The organism is Nostoc sp. DedQUE09, from assembly GCF_034530915.1.
Classification (GTDB): Bacteria; Cyanobacteriota; Cyanobacteriia; order Cyanobacteriales; family Nostocaceae; genus Nostoc.
In genome coordinates this window covers 14,990-38,689 of sequence record NZ_JAVRCE010000033.1, presented here as the reverse complement: position 1 = coordinate 38,689, position 23,700 = coordinate 14,990, and the positions used below count along the sequence as shown (strand labels likewise).

The following is a 23,700-nucleotide window of genomic DNA, read 5'->3' as shown; positions in this document are numbered from 1 at the left end:
CTACAAAGGGCTAATTATTGTAGAGACAGCAATTTATCGCGTCTTTGTTATGTTTCGGAAAATACCTAAATTAGAAAGCAAACTGGGGTTTGAGTAAGTCAAAGCTGCTTTTGCTTGCGGAAAACACCAAAATGAGAAAGTAAACTGGGGTTTGAGTAAGTCAAAGCTACTTTTACTTGCGGAAAACACCAAAATGAGAAAGCAAACTGGGGTTTGAGTAAGTCAAAGCTGCTTTTGCTTGCGGAAAACACTAAAATGAGAAAGCAAAAGCTTCTTTTGAGTAAGTCAAAGCTTATTTTGAGAAAGCATTTCAGTATTTTAAGAAAGTAAACGGGCATTTTTATAAAGCAATTAGGCATTTTGATAAAGTAATCAGCAAATATACCTGACAATTAAAAATCATAGTTGTACAAATAAAGCCGCCGCTTATAAAAATTGGTAATAGAAGCTTACCGTAACTTTGCCCCAATGTTTGGAGAATCACAAAGAGTTGCATTAACTCATTAAAGCAAAGATAGCTGGCAATACGCTTGGGTTAAGGACTATCGGTAAAAAATTTTGGGTTTTCGAGACGCGATAAATCGCCGTCTTTACAAGTGTTTTGGTTTTATCTGAACTATATTGACTGATGATTTTCTGTAACTATGAATACAAACTAACTTGTGATTTGGTGAAAACTTGCACATTAGATTGCAATCAATAATTTATGCTATAAAAAACTCAATATGCATATTATCTTTAAAATTTCAATATTCTTAACTTTAAATTTATAATTTTAAATCATCCCTAGCGTAGATTAAAAATTGCAACTTCTTAAGAATTTATTTTAAATTTACGAAGAGGTTTACTAGTATTCTGCTTTGTTAAAATTGAATTGCTGCTATCAATACAAAAATGTATTTAAATAAAGTGTAATAAATTACTATATAAATCCGGCAGCATTTACTTAGTCGTCATCTTAGAACCGTGCAAATTCATCCTCACTCGAAATTTAACCATAGCCGCGATCGCCCTGAACAAGGTTTGCAAAATTTGCTTGATCGCCTTGTTAAAACAATCCAGCGCGATGAGTTAGTGCGGCAAACAACCAATCAACTCAGAGAATCGCTTCAGGTTGATCGGGTGGTGTTGTATTATTTTTACGGGCAGTGGCAAGGGCAGGTGACTTTTGAATCTTTGAGTTCTCAAGAGTTCTCAATTCTGGGTTCCACTGGCCCAGATGATTGTTTTAACAACGAGTATGCTGCTTTATACTTAAGAGGACGAGTAAAGGCGATCGCTGATATTGAATTAGAGCCAATCCAGCCTTGTCACCGAGACTTTCTCCTCAGTATGAAGGTTCGCGCCAACTTAGTTGCACCAATTGTCATACCTAGAGGATTATGGGGATTACTAGTAGCACATCACTGTCAAGGGCCTCATGATTGGTCGCCATCAGATATAGAAATGATGCAAACAGGGGCACAAACTCTCGCAACAGATCGTAATATTCTAGAGAGTTAAGTTACTGTGTATTCAAATAGCATACAGTTAAGTAGCAGAAATCCTCGCCAGCACTGATTTTTCTAGATAAGGAGAAAAAACTGTGAAATTTGGTCATACGGTCATCTGGGTAGATGATGTAGTTAAAACAGTTGAGTTTTACGAAAAAGCATTTGGTCTAGTTCGCCGTACTCTCCAGGATAAAGGACAATCTATCTGGGCGGAAATCGAAACCGGAAACACTACACTAGCTTTTTCCTCTAGTAGCGAAGCACAGAAGTTATTTCCTGGTGGCTTCCATCCGAACGATCCCACACAACCACCGCCATTAATCCAAATATCATTTATTACTCCTGATGTTGGCAGCGCTTACATGAGAGCGATCGGGGCAGGTGCAAAAACACTAGATGCTCCTAAAACCCAGCCTGGGGGACAAACAATTGCTCGTGTCCGCGATCCCAATGGTGTGCTGGTGTCGTTGGTGAGTGCCTAAGTAGCAAATTGCTTTCTATTGATCTAGATGGCTGCTTCTAGATTTGGCTTATACTGGCCATAGGAAAACAGCACTGCCTAGATATTAAAATGCTACTTATTCCTACTGTTACCCCGATTCCCCGTGTAACTGATGCAAGTGGCATTGTTAGAGTTAGCAAAACCCGCATCACTATAGATACAGTCATTACAGCTTTCCTTGAAGGGGCTACAGCAGAAGAGATCGGAGAACAGTACCCATCGCTTCACCTTTGCGATATCTATTTTGTGATTGGTTATTACTTAGAACACCAAGCCGAGGTTGATGCCTACCTTCGAGAGCGTCAAAGACTTGCCACGGAGGTTCAACAGGAAGCTGAAAAGCGTTTTAATCCTATTGGATTGCGCGATCGCCTTTTAGCAAGACGCAACCCACAAGGGTAAATTACGATGCTGCGTTTCTTGGCTGATCATCTAAAATCTGAAATTTTATGGATTCTAATGCTTTGCTGTGTGCAGCGATCGCAAATCATATTACCACCAGTCCTCAGCAACGAATTACTTTCGCCCAATTCATGGATTTGGCACTATACCATCCTGAATACGGCTACTATTCCAGCGATGCACTCAAAATTGGCTTTAAAGGTGGTGATTTTTTTACCTCTCCTAACCTCTGCGCTGACTTTGGTGAGTTACTAGCAGAACAATTTTTTCAGATGTGGGAGATTTTAGGAAAACCTGTACCCTTTTCTCTGGTAGAAATGGGAGCAGGTCAAGGACTGCTAGCTTTACATATCCTTAAATATCATCAACAGCACTACCCAGATTTTTTTACGGCGCTAGAGTACATTATTGTTGAAAAGTCCCCAACTTTAAGACAAGAACAGCAGCAACGCTTGCAAGATTTCCCTGTGCGTTGGTGTAATTTAGAGGAGATACCACCAAATGCGATCGCTGGTTGCTTTTTCTCTAACGAGTTAGTAGATGCGTTCCCCGTGCATCAATTCATCCTAGACACGGGAGAACTCCGAGAAATTTATGTAACCACAGATAGTAACGAGAAAGAAACCTGCTCATCATTTGTAGAAGTCACAGGGGAACCTTCAACGCTCCAACTAGCTGAACATTTGGATTTCCTGGGAATTGACTTGACCCAAAGTGCATATCCAGATGGCTACCGTAGTGAAATTAATTTAGCGGCTGGTGACTGGTTGAGTATAGTAGCAGACCGCTTGCAGCGCGGCTATGTGTTAACAATTGATTATGGCTACCCCGCCAGTCGTTACTATAATCCCAGGCGATCGCAGGGAACGTTACAGTGCTATTATCACCACCGTTTCCATGACAACCCTTATATTAATATTGGGCGACAAGATATCACTACCCATGTTGATTTTACAGCTTTGGAACGCTGGGGTGAAAAGTACAATTTAAAGAATGTTGGTTTTATCCAGCAGGGATTATTTTTGATGGCGTTGGGGTTAGGCGATCGTATTGCAGCCCTTTCCGAGCAAAAGCAACCTCTCTCGCGGTTACTACAGCATCGGGACGCACTACACCAACTTATAGATCCCACAGGACTCGGCGGCTTTGGAGTCTTAATTCAGAGCAAAGGTCTGGACAATACAGAAATTTCTCAACGATTAAAAGGATTGATCCTGCCAGAGTAAGCGTAAAGAAAGAAAAGTTAAAACTCTATTTAAGAATGCAGTATCAGTCTTATTTAGACTAGCATAACAGTGATTACTGTAAAGTTAAACACACTACCAAAGTAATAATTATGTCCACTCATGACCTGTTAATGCTAGCAACACTACTTACCCCCGGTCTTTTACTTTCAGTGATAATTATGTTGACTTTTGCTGCCGGTGGTTGATTGCAAGAGTTAGGAAGTAAAAAAACTGGAATTTAGGATTATATCTTAAATTTCAAATAACTACTTCCCAACTAAATTTGAATCAAACAATGCGATGTTCATAATGAGCTATGAATCTCGATGACTCGCTCTAAGCGTTGGCGCAGCCTCTCTAAGAGTTGCTATGCGAACGCTATCGGTGACGCTGTATTAAAGGAACGTAAAAAATGAAGGTGGCATTTCTGGGAACTGGACTGATGGGACTACCAATGGCTCAAAGGTTATTAGCCGCAGATATACAGCTAGTTGCCTACAATCGTACCCCAGAAAAATTAGCACCACTACAAGCAGCTGGGGCTGAAATTGCTACACATCCCCGCCACGCCATTCGTGCTGCTGAGTGCGTAATTCTCATGCTGACTAATGCCCCAGCCATTTATAATGTGTTGCTTTCAGACACTGCTTGGCAAACTCTGGAAGGACGTACGATCATCCAAATGGGAACAATTACGCCCACAGAAAGCCAAGAAATTAGAGATGCAGTTCTTGGGGGTGGTGGTGAGTACTTAGAAGCACCCGTATTAGGGAGTATCCCAGAAGCAAAAGCTGGCAAGTTAAGTGTTATGGTAGGGGCCGAGCCAGAACAATACGAACGCCACTTGAAATTACTCCAAAATTTTGGCACAGAACCTTTACTTATCGGGCCAGTGGGATCTGCGGCGGCGCTTAAATTGGCACTAAATCAACTAATAGCTTCTCTAACAACTAGCTTTGCTCTAAGTTTAGCTTTTGTCCAGCGTCAAGGTGTTGATGTCGATGTGTTTATGCAAATTTTGCGTGACAGTCCCCTCTACGCACCTACCTTTGACAAAAAGCTACAACGGATGTTAGATGGCAATTATGCCGATCCCAATTTCCCCACAAAACACTTGCTTAAAGATACGGAATTATTTATCTCAGAAGCTAAATCTCAGAATTTGGATCTCAGCAGTGTTAAAGGAGTGCGGCAAATTTTGCAAACGGCCGTAAAAATGTCATTTGCTGATGATGATTACTCATCACTATTTTCTGTCATTAAGGAATGGGGAGAAGCAATCGGGGAATAAAGAGTTTAAGCTCATCTCACGCCTGAAGTCAGTAGACTGTGGGGAAAAGGGTAAGGGTTAAAGGGTAAAACTATGAAATTTTTCTTTACCCTTTAACCTTTACTCAAGACAGTAAAAATACTATCACGCAGACACAACTGGAGACTACGACAAGGTGGACTATTTAGTTTAGATGGTATGACGATCACTGACCATTAATAGTAGTTGATTGAGGGAATGGTAGAGATTCAGGCACAGGCGAAGGCTGAGGTTCGGGTTGAGGATTGAGAAAATCTTGCCAAGCCTTAATTTGCTCTTGTGCTGCACTGTAAGCAGCACTACCGCGTGGAACCGATTTGGCAATGTCAATGCCTCTAGCAATATCAGACTGACCTTGAGTCCGTGCAATTTCTAACAATTGCTGACTCCATTGGTCAATAGCCTGATTTGCATCCATACGTAAGATGCTATTGTTTGAAACTCGATCCGCCAGTCGTATTGCCTCAACTAAGGCTTCTGGAGTGCCGGCTGCCCCTACTTCCTGGGCTTTTTTCCAGTTTTCTCTAGTGCGGATTTGCCCTTCCCACTCATTGATCGCAGCTTGTGCTTCTTGTGAAAGCGCCCTTCCCGATGAGGCAATTTGTTGAGCTGTGTTAATGGCGGCGGTGAGATTTCCACTCTGGGCCAGTTCTTGTGCTTGATCTAAGTAAGGTTGGTCTTGAATTCGCTCAATCTTTCCTACCCAAGTACGAATTTTTTTCCGTGCTTCTGGATATAATGCACGACCTTTACGAATTTCGCTGGCCTGGGCGATCGCAGCTTGCAAGGAGTTAATATCCTCGAATATTGCTATCTGTTCGGCGCGGTCTAAGTAAGGTTGGTCTTCAATTGTCTCCACTTGGGCATTCCAGCGACCTATCTCTTGCCTAGCTTCTGCGCCTCTAGGATTACTAGCAGGAATCAGCTGTACTTGAGCGATCGCAGCTGTTAAATTAGGGACTGTTCCCTGGCTAGCCAATATTCTTGCTTTTTCCAGATTCGCAACATCTTCAATTTCCAACTGCCAACGAGCAATTAGTTGCTGTGCTTCGTTATACACTGGTCTGGAAGGATCGATTTGTTGTGCTTGAGCGATCGCTGCCTCTAAACCAGAAACATTACCGATCCAAGCACTCCTTTTCGCGTCAGCTATGGCAATAAAGTCATCAGTTTCGCCTTGTAGTTTCGTACTTTCCGGTATTTGCCTAGCAATATTCAGCGCTTCATCCGCATCCTGCTTATCTAGTTTCGCCTGTGCTAATTCCAGCATTTTACGTCCAAATGCCGGAACCGCTTCCTGAGCTTGTTGGTAAAGGTAACTTTCCTGCCCAATGGACTCCGCTAACTCGATCGCTTTTAGGATCTTATCGACTACTTTGCTGTTTGCTAAACTTTCGGCTTTTCCTAACTTATCGCCATCTTCCCGTGCTGTGGCAATTATACGATTCAATTGGTCGTATTTAGTACCCGCCCAATATTGATTGTCTACGCGCAGCATTTTAGCGGATAACATGAACGCCGATTGCCAGCGCCGTTCCTTTACTTCGGCGATCGCACCGTTGTATGTGGCTTCAGCCTTTGACCAAATTGACTGCCATTTGTCAACTTGTTCATTGACTAATTTATAAGCTGCTACATCTTCGGGTATTTTCTGAGCAGTAGCGATCGCTTCCTCTAAATTCCCTGTTTGGAAACTTTGATCGGCTAGCTTCAAAATATCCCGCGACCATTCTTCGATGAAACGATCGATTTCTCCATGCAACGGGTGATTTTGTGGTAGTTGCTTCACCAGAGCGATCGCTTGCAATAGGTCGTTCACTGTTTGCTTAGAAGCCGCTAACTGAGCGCAATGTAGCCGCACAGAAGCACTAGCTAGCGGCCAGAAAATCGATGGGCAATTAGGGGCAGTTGGCAACTTTAGCAGCATCGCCATTGCCAAAAATCCTACACTGCCGGGAATCAACATTAGTAGTACTAGCCACAATGTCCAGCTTTTCATCCAGCCTGGCCATTTCCTACTACTACTGAGTTGGGCAGTTTCTTCTGAATGACTCTTTATAGATGATCCTTTCGTATGGTTTTTTTTTCGCCGCTTCACTGACTTGGAGGTAGAACCAGTAGCTGGGACATCAAATGGCTGAGTTTCACCGAATTGTTCTGTTCGGGATAATCTTTTGTTTTGATCTGGCTCTCTTCCACTGGCTGAAGACCAACTGTCTGGAATATCCCGCTCTGTCATCTCTCACACCAAAATAATTGAATAGCGCTCTGTTTTAGGTTGATAATTCCATTGTTGACATAGTAACTTTCTCATCATTAAAAAGCTACTTTTTTGATTATCTCTCTCCACAGAGTACCATTATCAATCTCAAAAATCAGTGCTATTTTATACTTTATCCTCAAATAGCAGATTCGGCTTGCAAATCGGAAATTAGTTGAGCTAACTGATCGCTACTTGCCTGGTAGACGTTGCCGCAAAAGTCGCAAGTTGCTTCAGCACCATCATCTTTAAGAATCATATCTTGTAGTTCAGCTTCTCCCAAAATCTTCAGTGCCCCCAAAACGCGATCAAAAGAGCAACCACAGTGGAAGCGCAACATTTGGCGTTCGGAAAAGATTTCCAACCCCATATCTCCCAATAAGTCACCAAAAATTTCAGGTAACGTCTTGCCAGCTTGCAATAATGGCGTAAATCCTGCTAGACCAGCTACCCGTGATTCCAATGTTTCTACTAAGGCTTCGTCTCTGGCGGCTTTGGGCAATATTTGTACCAATAATCCTCCAGCAGCAGTTACTCCGCCTGCTCCCACGAACACACCTAAAACTAAAGCCGAAGGTGTTTGTTCGGAATTCACGAGATAATGAGCTACATCATCACCAATTTCGCCAGAAACTAGTTCTACTGTACTAGAGTAAGGATAACCATAACCGATATCTCGCACAACGTAGAGGTAGCCGCTACCCACAGCACCACCAACATCTAATTTACCTTTGGCGTTGGGAGGCAATTCTATAGATGGATTCCCGACATATCCACGTACCGTACCATCTAAGCCTGCATCTACCAATATGCCACCCAAAGGCCCATCGCCCTTAACGCGGACATTCACCCTCGATCCAGTTCGCTTCATACTAGAAGCCATTAACAAGCCCGCCGTCATAGTCCTACCTAGTGCTGCCGTTGCCACATAAGAAAGCTTGTGGCGCCCCCGTGCTTCTTCTGTTAAACGTGTGGTGATCGCACCTACGGCACGAATTCCACCTTCGGCTGCTGTTGCACGAATTAACTGATCCGCCATGAATAACCTTACATTTCTTAACAAGTTCGCTTTTTCTATTCTAAGTTCTCTGCTGCGAGAAAAGTCACCTAGTCATAATCAGTGATTATATTTGCAATATTAGAAATAGCGATGTCTTAATCTTTAGGTAATTCGAGAAAAATGCTGGGTAATTTTCAACAAAGCCAACTGCGGATCGAAATCGAAGCATCAACAGATGCAATTCGTGACAGTCTGCTGCATCCCGTGCAACTAAAAAAATGGCTTTTAGGACAACGTTTTGCGCCAGGAATGCCAGAAGAACTGATTCCCGGATTCCAGTTTACAACCTGGACTGGACCAGTCGCGATTCATCATCAAGTAAACGTTGTCAAATCCAACTGCCTCCGCTTAGTACTAAGCGGAGGGATTGATGGGTTCCACGAATGGTACTGGGGAGAAGGTTGGGTACAGTCCCGCTTGGAAGGAATTTCAATTTTGCCCTTAAATTTGGGTCAAACACTCAGCTTGTTGAGCTTGCGTCAGTTTTTAGCAACTCAAGAACGTTGAATCGACTGAACCGGAAAAGGAGATTTTCCTTGTCTCTATAGCTAGCCCTTTCAAGGTAACTCGAAAAATCTCTTTTTTCTTCTTGCGCCACGGACACTTTGCTCAATTAGGGAAACCCGCTTATGCAAGTGTCCTCCTCTGTTCCTCTGCGGTTTCAAAATAATTTATTTAACGACTCCAAACGCTGAGGACACAGAATTGCATAGGTTAAAATTCTTAAACTCTTATGCACTGTGTTGCCCACTTTTTAGACTCATGGGAATTAGTTCTCCCTTGACCACTTTATAGCGGGTATCAGAACCATCATATTTCAAGTATTCTTTAAAAATTAGTTTTGGGGCGGTTATAGCCATTGCTTCCCCTTGCAAATCTTTACCTTGGTTTTACGACTAACACTGAACAATTAGCCTCTTCTACAACTTGACTGCTAACAGAACCCTGAACAATTCGTTTCATCCCCATCAACCCCCGACTGCCAATTATGATCAAGTCAGTTTTATAAATATTGGCAAGACGAATAATCTCTTCAGCGGGATCGCCAGTTACTAACTCTAACTCACTTTTGACTGATAACTTTTCCTGATATAATTGCAGTTGCTTTTCAATATGAAAATAAGACAATGTTGGGGACTCTGGCTGAGGGCGATCAGCAGGTAGTTCCATTTCTGACTCTGGTGTGAGAAACACATGACAAAGAATAACCTTGGCGTCTTTTGAAAACACTAAATTATCTAAAGCTTGAATTACTCGTTCTGAAATATCCGAACCGTCCAGAGCTACCAAAACACTATTTAGCACTGCTCTTGTCTCCTAAAGAGTAGACCCCTTACATACATAAGTATCTAGCAAAATTAGTCGGCAGTGACACGAAACTAATTTTTTATCTGACAACTTACAGCTATTTTCAGGTAAATAGCTGTAAGTTTATATATTTAAGGCTACGCCATAGGTCAGTGAGTTTTATGCCACTTTCATGTGAAGAGGTTGTAGCAACTTTTCTGGAGAATGAAACTTTTCACGAGTTTCTGGGAGAGGAAAACCCTCTCCCAGAAACTCGTGTCTGTTTACAATACCCGACTTGTGGACGCTTAAAGGGTGACTCAAGGTAGTCCCGATGAAACAAGTTTCACAGCCATGCATGAAAATGTTCTAGGAATTGGGATTTTTACTCAGCACTGGCTTATCAGAAAAAATTAAGCATTCCAAATCACTCTTCTTGCTGAATTCGGCGTCGGACTGAATCAGCATGGGAAGGTAAACCTTCTGCTGTTGCTAGCACATCAATAGCACCAGCCACATTTTGCAGTGCGGTTTGGGAGTATTGAATAATACTGGAGTGTTTGAGAAAAGTTTCAACACCCAATGCCGAAGCATAGCGGGCAGCACCAGAAGTTGGCAAGGTATGATTAGGACCTGCCAAATAGTCTCCTACAGCTTCTGGTGTTGAGTAACCCAAAAAGATAGCCCCAGCGTGGCGAATCTGTGGTAAGAGTGCCCAAGGGTCTTTGACTTCTAATTCCAGATGTTCGGGGGCAAATTCATTTGAGAGTTCTGCTGCTGCTTGGAGCGATTCCACAACGATAATCAAGCCGTAGTGAGCGATCGCTTTTTCTGTGTCTATTCGCCGTGGGTGATCGACTAGCTGTCTTTCCAAGGCTAATTGTACGTTTTTTGCCAAAGCAGCATCTGTGGTCAGCAAAATGGCTGCCGCCATTGGGTCGTGTTCGGCTTGGGCTAGCAAGTCAGCAGCTACATGAACCGGATTTGCGGTTTCATCGGCAATCACCAGCACTTCGCTGGGGCCTGCCAAAGAATCAATACCGACAGTGCCGTAGACAAGTTTTTTCGCTAAGGTGACATAAATGTTACCAGGCCCAGTAATCACATTCACTTTCGGAATCGTTTCTGTACCATAAGCTAAAGCGGCGATCGCTTGTGCGCCCCCAATACGATAAATTTCTTGCACCCCTGCTTCTTGGGCAGCTACCAAGACTGCTGGGTTAATAGCACCCCCTGGGCCTGGTGGTGTTACCATTACCACGTGCGGTACAGCAGCAACATGAGCCGGAATTGCATTCATCAGCACTGTACTGGGATAGGCAGCACGGCCACCAGGCACATACAACCCGGCTCGGTCTACAGGGGTGTAGCGTTTGCCCAGTACTACTTCATCGTCACCAAAGTGTACCCAGCTTTTTGGTACTCGCTGACGATGAAACGCTTCAATTTGGCGGCAAGCTAGCCGAACTGCACTCAACAACTCCTTTGATACCTGCTGATAGGCTGCATCCAGTTCCGAGCCTGTAACTCGGAGTTCTTCTGCTTTCAGGGTTTGTTTGTCAAATTCGTCCGTGTAATGCAATACAGCTTTGTCGCCTTGGCGCTTCACTGCTTGCAAAATTTCCCGCACCGTTGCTTCTTTGTGAAGTACCTGTTCGTCATGGGTGCGATCGCAGATCCGTTGTAGTTCTGCTCTAACGTCTGCCTGCTGAGTAATAATTCGCAGCATGGAGTAAGGACAATGCCAAAATTATAATATTGCCACCTGAGATTTAGTATTGCTCTTGACCCACTGGGGTGTGCAAGCTGACTCTAATTCTCTTCTCTAGCTTAACCTGGATTTTTTTGATACTCTCAAGGCTACCAGCGTATAGTTTGCTTGAGAAGGCGACTTAATTGCTCAATCCGACAAGCCTTGACTGGCCAGCGGCTGGAAGCAGGTGTGCCATTTCCCACTTTCCTTACACCCTTTCCTCAATCCTTGGGGGGTGCAGATGGTATGTTTACACATCCAATCCCGTGAATTTACAGGGGTTAGGGTTTGAGTATAATTTTTACTTATTTCCCTAACTTTTACTAGTTAATGTGTGTACAGGCACGATATATCGGCTCTATACTTGAGAACCTCTGAGATTTAGCTCTTTATAGTTCCTGCCTCTAAATAATACATCTGGTTTACGGACAAATTATATTTATTGGCAATCACATTGCTTAATCAGGTTGTGATGAGTTAGGGTGACATTTATTTAGATGTATTTTATTTTAACGCATTTCCTAAATTGACGAAATACTGAATTGGCGAGTAGAGACTATGGAACTAATAATATTGACGATCTTCATTCATACCCAATACCTAATCCCATAATTTTTTTAGGAAATTATAACATTGGCAATTTGGATGCTATATTAGTAAGTCTAGTAGTGTGTGTACATAATTAATAATCGTATTTTTGGAATTGACTGTGGCGAATACAAAGTCTGCTCTTAAGCGTGCCCAAATCGCAGAACGTAACCGACTGCGTAATAAATCTTACAAATCAGCAGTCAAGACGCTGATGAAAAAATACCTCAATGCTGTAGCTGCTTATACAGCTAATCCTACCCCAGAATTAAAACAAGAAGCACAGGCTCGGTTATCCGAGGCTTACGGCAAAATTGATAAAGCGATCAAACGAGGTGTTCTTCACCCAAACAATGGGGCAAGGAAAAAATCAAGATTGGCTCACAGACTAAAGCCCCTCACACAAACAGCTGAGTAGTCATTGGTAATTTGTCCTTAGTCATTGGTAACGAAACAAACGACAAATGACGAAGGACAAACAACAAAGGACAAAAGATGCAACTAATAGACACGCATGTACATCTCAACTTTGATAGTTTTCAGCCGGATTTAGCCATAGTGCGATCGCGGTGGCAAGAAGCGGGTGTAGTGCGTTTAGTGCATTCCTGTGTTCACCCGGAGGAGTTTTCCAGTATTCAATCCATAGCCCAAGAGTTTCCCGAAATTAGTTTTGCTGTAGGATTACATCCTTTAGATGCTGATAAATGGAATAGCGAGACAGCCGAGAAAATCAAAACTTTAGCGAGTTCTGACTCGAATGTAGTAGCAATTGGGGAAATGGGGCTGGATTTTTACAAAGCTGATAACTATGAGCAACAGTACATGGTGTTCGAGTCCCAGTTGGCGATCGCATCTGAACTAAACTTACCAGTGATTATCCACTGCCGTGATGCTGCGGTGGCAACCAAAGAAGTGTTGCAAAAGTGGCGGCAACTCAAAGGAGAAAGAGTGCGGGGTGTAATGCATTGCTGGGGAGGAACGCCAGAAGAAACTCAATGGTTTCTCGATTTAGGCTTCTATATCAGCTTTAGCGGTACAGTAACGTTTAAAAATGCCAAAGCAATCCAATCCTCAGCTGCAATGGTAAGTAGCGATCGCCTCCTGATTGAAACAGATTGCCCATTTCTCGCTCCAGTTCCGAAACGGGGCGAGAGGCGCAACGAGCCTGCGTACGTACTTTATGTAGCCGAGCAAATAGCTAAACTGCGTCAGGAAACGGTAGAGGCGATCGCCCATCAAACCACCCAAAATGCCTGTGAATTATTTGGGTTGTCAATATCAAATCTGTTCTAGTACCTTTTGTGAAGTTGTGTAAAAAAAAATAAATCTATAGGGGGACAAAAATATGCTAGTATTATTCCCTCAAAAACATTTTGCTTGCGCCATAATGATAAAAGAAGGAGCATAAAACTTCTCATCTTAATCTTCCATGCTGTTATAGCTTGGCCATCCTCAAAATCTCTACAAGCGGATGCTCTTCACACATGACTAACTGTGCCAAACTAAATTGAGCTAGACTTTTGCACAACATCGGTTTACTTTGTATTAGAACCTATTCAAAATCGTTAAACAAAAATTGCCTTGTGAGTACAATCCAGCAAAATGAAGTGATTCTGATTCAAAATCGACAAGGTGCGGATCATTCCCTCAATCTTAGGATATCTAAAATATCACTGAGAGTATAAACCAGCGGGGTGGATTTAAAACACACTGTGTGGAGCTGCGTCAGCGAATTAACGCGCTTTTTGGAGGGGAAGTGAAGCAAGTAAATCAAATTCAGGAATATTTTAACTGGATATTCTATTTGAAATGGGCATTGGGGAGCCAAGGCGTTGGGCAGCTCTGCCGAATTTTCTCCCTGATCTTAAGCAAGCTATGCGTAGCGTCTCTGACAGGAGAAGCTACTAGCTCCATTGGGCATGAGATGCAAAGGAAAAAGATTTTCAGCAACTTTTCCCTTGCTTTCATAATACCCATTACTTAGTCCCTTCTTATGGGCAACTTTCCTTGTAAAAATTGCTCATTCCAGCCAAATTTAATCGCTGCTTTTGCCGACAGATGTAAATCACAAGTGTGTAAGAAAAAGTTCCCAAACAGCCAAGGACACTGGCTAGCAATGGGAAGCGTCAAACAGCAGTGTCCAAGGGAAAATTTAACCAGGTTAACAAAGGTAGAGGCATGACTAAAGAAACATATATGGAACCCGCCTTTCTGTTACCCGACTTGATTGAAATCCAGCGGTCAAGCTTTCGCTGGTTTTTGGAAGAAGGGCTGATAGAAGAACTTAACTCCTTTAGTCCTATTACAGATTATACGGGCAAATTAGAACTGCACTTTTTGGGTCATAACTACAAACTCAAGGAGCCAAAGTACAGCGTTGAAGAAGCCAAACGGCGGGATAGTACTTATGCCGTTCAAATGTATGTTCCCACACGGTTGATTAATAAGGAAACCGGGGAAATCAAAGAGCAAGAGGTATTCATTGGCGATTTGCCTTTGATGACCGATCGCGGCACATTTATTATTAACGGAGCCGAGCGGGTAATTGTCAATCAAATCGTGCGATCGCCAGGCGTTTATTACAAATCAGAAATCGACAAAAACGGGCGACGTACTTATTCGGCTAGCTTAATTCCTAACCGAGGAGCATGGCTGAAATTTGAAACAGACCGTAACGATTTGGTGTGGGTACGCATCGACAAAACCCGCAAACTGTCAGCACAAGTACTTTTAAAGGCTTTAGGGTTATCAGATAACGAAATCTTTGACGCCTTACGCCACCCAGAGTATTTCCAAAAAACCATTGAAAAAGAAGGGCAATTCTCTGAGGAAGAAGCGCTGATGGAGTTATATCGCAAACTCCGTCCTGGTGAACCACCCACAGTCTTAGGTGGACAACAACTCCTAGATTCTCGTTTCTTTGACCCGAAACGTTATGACCTTGGTCGCGTTGGACGGTACAAACTCAACAAGAAATTGCGCCTTTCTGTCCCAGACACCATGCGCGTGTTGACTCCTGGCGATATCTTGGCAGCCGTAGATTACCTGATCAACCTAGAATATGATATCGGTAATATCGATGACATTGACCACTTAGGCAACCGTCGAGTGAGAAGCGTCGGTGAATTGCTGCAAAACCAAGTGCGGGTGGGCTTAAACCGTTTGGAGAGAATCATTCGGGAACGGATGACTGTATCCGATGCCGAAGTGCTAACTCCCGCTTCCTTGGTGAACCCCAAACCATTGGTAGCAGCAATTAAAGAATTCTTTGGTTCTAGCCAATTAAGTCAGTTCATGGATCAAACCAATCCTCTAGCAGAACTGACCCATAAACGCCGTCTAAGTGCCCTTGGTCCCGGTGGTTTAACCCGCGAACGCGCTGGATTTGCCGTGCGGGATATTCACCCTAGTCACTATGGACGCATTTGCCCCATTGAGACACCAGAAGGCCCCAACGCCGGATTGATTGGCTCCCTAGCAACCCATGCGCGGGTTAACCTATATGGGTTCTTAGAAACACCATTTAGACCTGTAGAAAATGGGCGAGTCAGATTTGATCTGCCTCCAGCCTACATGACAGCCGATGAAGAAGACGATCTACGGGTTGCTCCGGGAGATATTCCCGTAGATGAAAGCGGGCACATTATTGGGCCACTAGTGCCAGTCCGTTATCGTCAAGAATTTTCCACCACAACACCAGAACAGGTGGACTACGTAGCAGTATCTCCCGTACAGATTGTGTCGGTAGCAACCAGCATGATTCCTTTCTTGGAGCATGATGACGCTAACCGAGCGCTGATGGGATCGAACATGCAAAGGCAAGCAGTACCCCTGCTCAAGCCAGAACGTCCTCTGGTGGGTACTGGTTTGGAAGCCCAAGGTGCAAGAGACTCTGGGATGGTGATTGTATCGCGTACTGATGGCGATGTCACTTATGTGGATGCTACGGAAATTCGCGTTCGTCCTAAAGCTAATACCCAAGAAATTAAGTACACCCTTTCCAAGTACCAACGCTCAAACCAAGACACCTGTTTAAATCAGAAACCTCTCGTCCGCATTGGTGAACGGGTTGTTGCTGGTCAGGTATTGGCTGATGGCTCCTCCACCGAAGGCGGTGAATTGGCGCTAGGACAAAATATCGTCGTTGCCTATATGCCTTGGGAAGGCTACAACTACGAAGACGCGATTTTAATCTCTGAAAGACTGGTGCAGGATGATGTCTACACCTCAATTCACATTGAAAAATATGAAATTGAAGCTAGACAAACCAAATTGGGACCAGAAGAAATTACTAGAGAAATTCCCAACGTCGGGGAAGATGCCTTGCGTCAGTTGGATGAACAGGGAATCATTCGCATTGGGGCATGGGTAGAAGCTGGTGATATCTTGGTAGGAAAAGTTACACCCAAGGGTGAATCTGACCAACCGCCAGAAGAAAAACTCTTACGTGCAATTTTTGGTGAGAAAGCACGGGATGTGCGAGACAATTCTCTGCGAGTACCAAACGGTGAAAAAGGCCGCGTAGTTGATGTGCGCTTGTTTACTCGTGAACAAGGCGATGAACTGCCACCAGGAGCCAATATGGTAGTCCGGGTGTATGTCGCTCAAAAACGCAAAATCCAAGTTGGCGACAAAATGGCAGGACGCCACGGTAATAAAGGGATTATTTCCCGGATATTACCAGCGGAAGATATGCCTTATTTGCCCGATGGTTCACCAGTGGACATTGTACTTAACCCCTTGGGCGTACCCAGCCGGATGAACGTCGGACAAGTATTTGAGTGCCTCTTGGGTTGGGCTGGTCAAACCTTGGGAGTGCGATTTAAAATTACTCCCTTTGATGAAATGTACGGGGAAGAGTCATCTCGCCGAATCGTGCATGGCAAATTGCAAGAAGCACGAGACGAAACAGGGAAAGATTGGGTATATAACCCAGATAACCCAGGCAAAATCATGGTGTATGACGGTCGTACAGGCGAACCCTTTGACCGAGCAATTACCATCGGTGTGGCTTACATGCTGAAGCTGGTGCATTTGGTGGATGATAAGATCCACGCCCGTTCCACAGGCCCATACTCACTGGTGACTCAGCAACCCTTGGGTGGTAAAGCACAACAAGGTGGTCAGAGGTTTGGAGAAATGGAAGTGTGGGCATTGGAAGCCTTTGGTGCAGCTTACACCTTACAGGAATTGCTCACAGTTAAATCTGACGATATGCAAGGACGGAATGAAGCGTTAAATGCGATCGTTAAAGGTAAGGCAATTCCTCGACCTGGAACTCCAGAATCCTTTAAGGTGCTAATGCGCGAGTTGCAATCATTGGGGTTAGATATTGCCGTACACAAGGTAGAAACCCAAACAGACGGCAGTTCCCTGGATGTAGAAGTCGATTTGATGGCAGACCAATCAGCCCGTCGTACACCTCCTCGACCAACATACGAATCTCTTTCCCGCGAATCGTTGGAAGAAGACGAATAAGGAGTGCTGAGTGCTGAGTGCTGAGTGCTGAGTATTAAAAAACTCAGTAATTGGCATTTAGCACTTGGATATTTCTTAATTCAAACCTTAAAACTAAATATACTCAAAACTCATAACTCGAAACTCAGCACTTAAGTATGAGACCTGCCCAAACTAATCAGTTTGACTACGTAAAAATCGGCTTGGCTTCCCCGGAACGTATTCGCCAATGGGGCGAGAGAACATTGCCTAATGGTCAAGTAGTCGGTGAAGTTACCAAGCCAGAAACGATTAACTACCGAACTCTCAAGCCAGAAATGGATGGCTTGTTTTGTGAGCGCATTTTTGGTCCCGCGAAAGATTGGGAATGCCATTGTGGCAAGTATAAAAGAGTTCGTCACAGAGGTATTGTTTGTGAGCGTTGTGGGGTAGAAGTCACTGAGTCACGGGTGCGTCGTCACCGCATGGGCTATATTAAACTCGCCGCACCAGTAGCTCACGTTTGGTATCTCAAGGGTATCCCTAGCTATATTTCCATTTTGTTGGATATGCCCTTGCGGGATGTCGAGCAGATTGTCTATTTCAACTCTTATGTTGTCCTGAGTCCAGGTAATGCCGAAACTTTAACTTACAAACAGCTACTGAGCGAAGACCAGTGGTTGGAAATAGAAGACCAAATTTATAGCGAAGATTCTGTTCTGCAAGGCGTAGAGGTAGGTATTGGGGCTGAAGCGCTATTGCGTTTGCTTGCCGATATTAATTTGGAACAAGAAGCGGAAAGCCTACGCGAAGAAATTGGCAACGCCAAGGGACAAAAGAGAGCCAAGCTAATTAAGCGACTGCGGGTAATTGACAATTTCATCGCTACTGGTTCCAAACCAGAGTGGATGGTAATGGCAGTTATTCCTGTGATTCCGCCCGACTTGCGCCCAATGGTGCAACTAGATGGCGGACGGTTTGCTACCAGCGATTTGAATGATTTGTATCGGCGGGTAATTAACCGCAACAATCGTTTGGCACGCTTGCAAGAAATTTTGGCACCAGAGATTATTGTGCGGAACGAAAAGCGGATGCTGCAAGAAGCAGTAGATGCTTTGATTGACAATGGTCGTCGGGGACGCACTGTAGTAGGGGCAAATAATCGACCCCTGAAATCTTTGTCCGACATTATTGAGGGTAAGCAAGGACGTTTCCGACAAAACTTGTTGGGTAAACGAGTTGACTACTCTGGACGTTCGGTTATTGTGGTCGGGCCAAAGCTGAAAATTCACCAGTGCGGTTTGCCTAGAGAAATGGCGATTGAGCTATTTCAGCCATTTGTGATTAACCGCCTGATTCGTAGCGGCATGGTAAATAACATCAAAGCTGCGAAAAAGCTGATATCCCGTAATGATCCCAGTGTCTGGGATGTGCTGGAAGAGGTGATTGAAGGACACCCTGTAATGCTAAACCGGGCACCAACATTGCACCGCTTGGGTATTCAGTCTTTTGAACCAATTTTAGTAGAAGGTAGAGCGATTCAACTGCATCCTCTGGTGTGTCCAGCCTTTAACGCCGACTTTGACGGCGACCAAATGGCGGTACACGTTCCTCTTTCTTTAGAAAGTCAGGCTGAAGCGCGGTTGTTAATGTTGGCTTCTAACAATATTTTGTCACCAGCCACAGGTAGACCGATCATCACGCCTAGCCAAGATATGGTATTGGGAGCCTATTATTTAACAGCAGAAAATCCCGATGCGACAAAAGGGGCAGGAAATTACTTTTCTTCGCTAGAGGATGTAATTATGGCTTTCCAGCAAGATCAAATTGACTTGCACGCCTACATCTATGTGCGGTTTGACGGTGAAATAGAATCAGACCAATCGGATACAGAACCCGTGAAAGTGACGGAAAACGAGGATGGTACGCGCACATTACTCTATAAGTTCCGTCGAGTTAGACAAGACGCTAAAGGCAATGTAATTTCCCAGTATATATACACAACTCCTGGTCGTGTTATTTACAACAATGCCATTCAGGAAGCACTTGCAAGCTAAAAGTGAGGAGTGAAAAGTTAAGAGTTAGGAGTTATTAATTACAAACTCCTAACTCCTAACTCCTAACTCCTAATTATTAATTTAGGACTAATGACTAATGACTAACGAAAAAATGATTTTTCGCAATCGCGTAGTTAACAAAAGTCAACTGCAAAAATTAATTTCTTGGGCGTTTACGCATTATGGTACGGCGCGAACCGCAGTGATGGCGGACAAACTGAAAGATTTGGGATTTCGCTACGCTACCAAAGCAGGGGTTTCCATCAGTGTAGATGACTTGATGATACCACCAACTAAGCGATTGCTCTTAGAAGCAGCTGAGGAAGAAATTCGCGCTACTGAAACCCGTTATCAACGGGGAGAAATTACTGAAGTAGAACGCTTCCAAAAGGTAATCGATACTTGGAATGGTACTAGTGAAGCCTTGAAAGATGAAGTAGTCGTTCACTTTAAGAAAACTAATCCCCTGAACTCCGTATACATGATGGCATTCTCCGGGGCACGGGGTAACATCTCTCAAGTGCGGCAATTGGTGGGAATGCGGGGATTGATGGCAGATCCTCAAGGGGAAATTATCGATTTGCCGATCAAAACCAACTTCCGTGAAGGGCTCACTGTAACGGAATACATTATTTCGTCTTACGGGGCCAGAAAAGGATTGGTGGATACTGCCTTGCGGACGGCTGACTCTGGTTATCTCACCCGCCGTTTGGTAGATGTATCCCAGGATGTAATTATTCGGGAATTTGACTGCGGCACCACTAGAGGTCTGGCGATTCAACCAATGACAGAAGGTGCCAAAACCTTGATTCCTCTGGGAACCCGCTTGATGGGACGGGTAATTGGCGAAGATGTCATGCATCCGGTAACAAAAGAAGTGATTGCAGCACGTAATACCCCAATTTCTGAGGATTTGGCGAAGAAAATTGAAAAATCTGGGGTGGGAGAAGTTGTGGTGCGATCGCCACTCACTTGTGAAGCCGCGCGTTCTGTCTGTCAACACTGCTACGGCTGGAGTTTAGCCCACGCCAAGATGGTAGATTTGGGCGAAGCTGTGGGGATTATTGCCGCCCAAAGTATCGGCGAACCTGGTACTCAGCTAACAATGCGGACATTCCACACAGGTGGGGTGTTTACCGGAGAAGTGGCACAACAAGTTCGTTCTAAAATTGATGGAACTGTCAAGCTTCCCCGCAAACTGAAGACCAGAACATATCGTACCCGCCACGGGGAAGATGCCCTTTATGTTGAGGCTAATGGCATCATGCTTTTGGAGCCAGCAAAAGTAGGTGATGTTACTCCGGAGAACCAAGAGGTTCATCTTACCCAAGGTTCAACACTATATGTATTTGATGGAAATAAGGTAAAACAAGGTCAGTTGTTGGCAGAAGTTGCCCTTGGTGGACGCACAACTCGGACTAATACAGAAAAAGCAGTTAAAGATGTCGCCTCTGATTTAGCAGGGGAAGTGCAATTTGCCGAAGTTGTTCCAGAACAAAAAACTGACCGTCAAGGTAATACCACAACCACAGCCGCACGCGGTGGCTTGATTTGGATTTTGTCTGGGGAAGTTTACAACTTGCCGCCTGGTGCAGAATTAGTAGTGAAAAATGGTGATGCGATCGCTTCTAATGGAGTTTTGGCAGAAACCAAGTTAACTAGTTTGCACGGCGGTGTGGTGCGCTTACCAGAAGCTACCCCAGGTAAGAGTACTAGGGAAATTGAAATTATCACCGCTTCTGTGGTCTTAGACCAAGCAACGGTGACAGTCCAAAGTTCCCAAGGTCGCAATAACTACTTAGTTTCTACTGGCAACAACCAAGTATTTAACCTCCGAGCTACACCGGGCACAAAAGTGCAAAATGGTCAAGTGGTAGCTGAGTTAATCGATGATCGCTATCGCACAACCACTGGTGGATTCCTGAAATTTGCAGGTGTCGAAGTCCAGAAAAAAGGCAAAGCCAAGCTGGGTTATGAAGTCGTGCAGGGCGGTACACTGTTGTGGATTCCCGAAGAAAGCCACGAAGTTAATAAAGATATCTCTTTACTGTTGGTAGAGGACGGTCAGTTTGTCGAAGCTGGCACTGAAGTGGTGAAAGATATCTTCTGCCAAAACAGTGGTGTAGTAGAAGTGACCCAGAAAAACGACATCCTCCGGGAAGTAGTCGTGAAGCCAGGGGAACTACTGATGGTGGACGATCCCGAATCAGTTATCGGGCGAGATAACACCTTCATCCAACCAGGTGAAGAATTCCAAGGTAATGTCGCCACAGAATTGCGTTATATCCAGTATGTAGAGACACCAGAGGGGCCCGCCCTGTTGAGCCGTCCAGTAGTTGAGTTTGCCGTCCCTGATAATCCAGATGTGCCATCAACTACATCTGTAAGTCAACAAACCGGGCGATCGATCCAATTAAGAGCGGTGCAGCGACTGCCTTATAAAGATTCAGAACGCGTCAAATCTGTTGAAGGCGTAGAACTGCTGCGAACCCAGCTAGTGCTAGAAATTGAGCAAGAAGGGGAACAAGACCATAATGCTTCACCCCTGGCAGCAGATATTGAATTAGTAGAGGATACTGAAGACCCAGAAGTTCAACGTTTACAACTAGTGATTTTGGAATCCTTGGTAATTCGTCGAGACATTACCGCTGATGCCACCCAAGGTAGTACCCAGACGACACTTGAGGTACACGATGGGCTAACCATCGCCCCAGGTTCTGTAGTCGCACGTACCCAAATCTTGTGTAAAGAAGGTGGGGAAGTACGAGGTGTTAAAAAAGGAACCGAAAACGTGCGTCGCTGTTTGGTGTTGCGCGACGCTGACAGACTTCCCATTAATACTAGTACTCAGCCAAAGGTAAAAGTGGGTGACTTATTAGTAGAAGGTACAGAAGTTGCTCCTGGAGTTTTTGCCCCAGAATCAGGGCAAGTAGTCGATATTAAAAGTGTCGCTGCTGCATCTGGTGAAGAATCAGCTTTGAGTAGTAAAAACTACGTTATTACTACCCGTATCGGTCGCCCTTATCGAGTCAGCCCTGGTGCTGTGTTGCAGATAGAAGACGGCGATTTAGTACAACGGGGTGATAACTTGGTGTTGCTAGTGTTTGAACGCGCCAAAACCGGAGATATCATTCAAGGTTTGCCCCGGATTGAGGAACTGCTGGAAGCTCGTAAACCGAAAGAAGCGTGCATCTTATGTCGGCGAGGCGGAGAAGTTAAGGTAGTTTACGGTGATGGTGATGAAGCGATCGCCATCAAGGTCGTAGAATCCAATGGGGTGGTGACAGATTATCCTCTGGGACCAGGACAAAATTTGATTGTGCCAGATGGCTCGACAGTATTAGCAGGACAACCGTTAACTGATGGGCCATCCAATCCCCATGAAATTTTGGAAATCTTCTTTAGCTTGGGTTCCGAAGATGGCATCTATGCTTGTGCTAGCCTTGCCTTACAGAAGGTACAAACCTTCTTAGTGAATGAAGTGCAAATGGTGTACCAGTCTCAAGGGATTGATATTTCCGATAAGCACATTGAAGTGATTGTTCGCCAGATGACCAACAAAGTCAGGATTGATGATGGTGGTGACACCACAATGCTTCCCGGCGAATTGGTGGAACTGCGTCAAGTTGAGCAGGTGAACGAAGCTATGGCAATTACAGGCGGTGCTAGGGCACAGTATACCCCAGTATTATTGGGGATCACTAAAGCATCGTTGAACACCGACAGCTTTATTTCCGCCGCTTCCTTCCAAGAGACAACACGGGTACTCACCGAAGCAGCTATCGAAGGCAAATCTGACTGGCTGCGCGGATTAAAAGAAAACGTGATTATCGGGCGATTGATTCCGGCAGGTACTGGATACAATACCTATGAAGAACCAGGAGCGATCGATGACTATGCTGCTGAAATTACCAGTAGCGTGTTAGATGAAGTTGACGATCCCCTAGATATGGTCTTAGACGATCGCACAGCTCGCACCTATAATTTAGATTCTCCTACTCTTGGGGAATCTGGCTTTGGCAGCAGACGTGCAGAAAGGTCAATTCTAGATGAAGAAGATGAACTAATTGCTGACGAAGTAGTAGATGACGACGATTACGAGGAAGAAGAGGAAGACGACGAAGATGATTTCGACGACGAATAGAAACTTGATATTTCGCGTCTAAAAAGGAAAAGGGAAAAGGTAATATCCAGTCTGCTCAATTACCAATAACCAAAATACCTGACTCGTGCTAGCGTGCCCCTTGCAAAGGGGCGCGCTAGTTTCAGTTTTACCCCTAGCGAGCAAGTGTCGTCATATTCAATTAAAATAAGCGATCGCAATCAG

Annotated in this window: 15 protein-coding genes; 11 read left to right on the top strand and 4 right to left on the bottom strand. The window is 44.4% G+C overall.

The genetic code is table 11. The features are described from left to right. Positions 1–966 precede the first annotated feature (966 nt). The 5 genes from RMY27_RS20610 (at position 967) to RMY27_RS20590 (ending at position 4,914) form a co-directional block, all read left to right on the top strand. Entirely contained in the window at positions 967–1,503 is a 537-nt protein-coding gene (locus RMY27_RS20610) for a GAF domain-containing protein (protein WP_322666289.1), read from the top strand. Positions 1,504–1,585: 82 nt separating this feature from the next. Further along, on the top strand, positions 1,586–1,975 hold the full coding sequence (locus tag RMY27_RS20605) for a VOC family protein (RefSeq protein ID WP_322666287.1): 390 nt from the start codon (positions 1,586–1,588) through the stop codon (positions 1,973–1,975). 89 nt (positions 1,976–2,064) lie between these two features. Then, entirely contained in the window at positions 2,065–2,397 is a 333-nt protein-coding gene (locus tag RMY27_RS20600) for a DUF433 domain-containing protein (protein ID WP_322666285.1), read from the top strand. 47 nt (positions 2,398–2,444) lie between these two features. Continuing rightward, positions 2,445–3,623: a class I SAM-dependent methyltransferase gene (locus RMY27_RS20595; protein ID WP_322666284.1), complete on the top strand. Its 1,179-nt coding sequence runs from the start codon at positions 2,445–2,447 to the stop codon at positions 3,621–3,623. 412 nt (positions 3,624–4,035) lie between these two features. Further along, the gene (locus RMY27_RS20590; protein ID WP_322666282.1) at positions 4,036–4,914 is read left to right on the top strand and encodes an NAD(P)-dependent oxidoreductase; all 879 of its coding nucleotides are present in this window, start codon (positions 4,036–4,038) and stop codon (positions 4,912–4,914) included. Between the two features lie 184 nt (positions 4,915–5,098). Here the strand turns inward: RMY27_RS20590 and RMY27_RS20585 are convergent, their stop codons facing one another. Both RMY27_RS20585 and hslO read right to left on the bottom strand, forming a co-directional pair. Continuing rightward, positions 5,099–7,171 (bottom strand): chromosome segregation ATPase, encoded by a 2,073-nt coding sequence (locus tag RMY27_RS20585; RefSeq protein WP_322666280.1) that lies wholly within the window; start codon positions 7,169–7,171, stop codon positions 5,099–5,101. 160 nt (positions 7,172–7,331) lie between these two features. After that, the gene (hslO, locus tag RMY27_RS20580) at positions 7,332–8,231 is read right to left on the bottom strand and encodes an Hsp33 family molecular chaperone HslO (protein ID WP_322666279.1); all 900 of its coding nucleotides are present in this window, start codon (positions 8,229–8,231) and stop codon (positions 7,332–7,334) included. Between the two features lie 141 nt (positions 8,232–8,372). On the opposite strand from hslO, the gene RMY27_RS20575 reads away from it, so the two are divergent. After that, positions 8,373–8,759, top strand: coding sequence for a hypothetical protein (locus tag RMY27_RS20575; protein WP_322666278.1), 387 nt, complete (start codon positions 8,373–8,375; stop codon positions 8,757–8,759). 372 nt (positions 8,760–9,131) lie between these two features. Here RMY27_RS20575 and RMY27_RS20570 read toward each other — a convergent pair whose 3' ends face one another. Next, positions 9,132–9,557: a universal stress protein gene (locus tag RMY27_RS20570; protein WP_322666276.1), complete on the bottom strand. Its 426-nt coding sequence runs from the start codon at positions 9,555–9,557 to the stop codon at positions 9,132–9,134. Between the two features lie 409 nt (positions 9,558–9,966). Further along, a complete protein-coding gene (gene hisD, locus RMY27_RS20565) occupies positions 9,967–11,268 on the bottom strand; it encodes a histidinol dehydrogenase (protein ID WP_322666274.1) in 1,302 nt (433 codons plus the stop codon). A gap of 733 nt (positions 11,269–12,001) precedes the next feature. On the opposite strand from hisD, the gene rpsT reads away from it, so the two are divergent. The 5 genes from rpsT (at position 12,002) to RMY27_RS20540 (ending at position 23,517) form a co-directional block, all read left to right on the top strand. Beyond that, positions 12,002–12,298, top strand: coding sequence for a 30S ribosomal protein S20 (rpsT, locus tag RMY27_RS20560; RefSeq protein WP_322666272.1), 297 nt, complete (start codon positions 12,002–12,004; stop codon positions 12,296–12,298). A 77-nt stretch (positions 12,299–12,375) separates the two neighbouring features. Next, on the top strand, positions 12,376–13,173 hold the full coding sequence (locus RMY27_RS20555; protein WP_322666270.1) for a TatD family hydrolase: 798 nt from the start codon (positions 12,376–12,378) through the stop codon (positions 13,171–13,173). A gap of 885 nt (positions 13,174–14,058) precedes the next feature. Next, positions 14,059–17,358: a DNA-directed RNA polymerase subunit beta gene (gene rpoB, locus RMY27_RS20550; protein WP_322666269.1), complete on the top strand. Its 3,300-nt coding sequence runs from the start codon at positions 14,059–14,061 to the stop codon at positions 17,356–17,358. A gap of 137 nt (positions 17,359–17,495) precedes the next feature. After that, complete coding sequence (locus tag RMY27_RS20545; RefSeq protein WP_322666268.1) at positions 17,496–19,373, top strand: DNA-directed RNA polymerase subunit gamma; 1,878 nt, start codon at positions 17,496–17,498, stop codon at positions 19,371–19,373. 97 nt (positions 19,374–19,470) lie between these two features. Further along, positions 19,471–23,517 (top strand): DNA-directed RNA polymerase subunit beta'', encoded by a 4,047-nt coding sequence (locus RMY27_RS20540; RefSeq protein WP_322666267.1) that lies wholly within the window; start codon positions 19,471–19,473, stop codon positions 23,515–23,517. Positions 23,518–23,700: the final 183 nt, after the last annotated feature.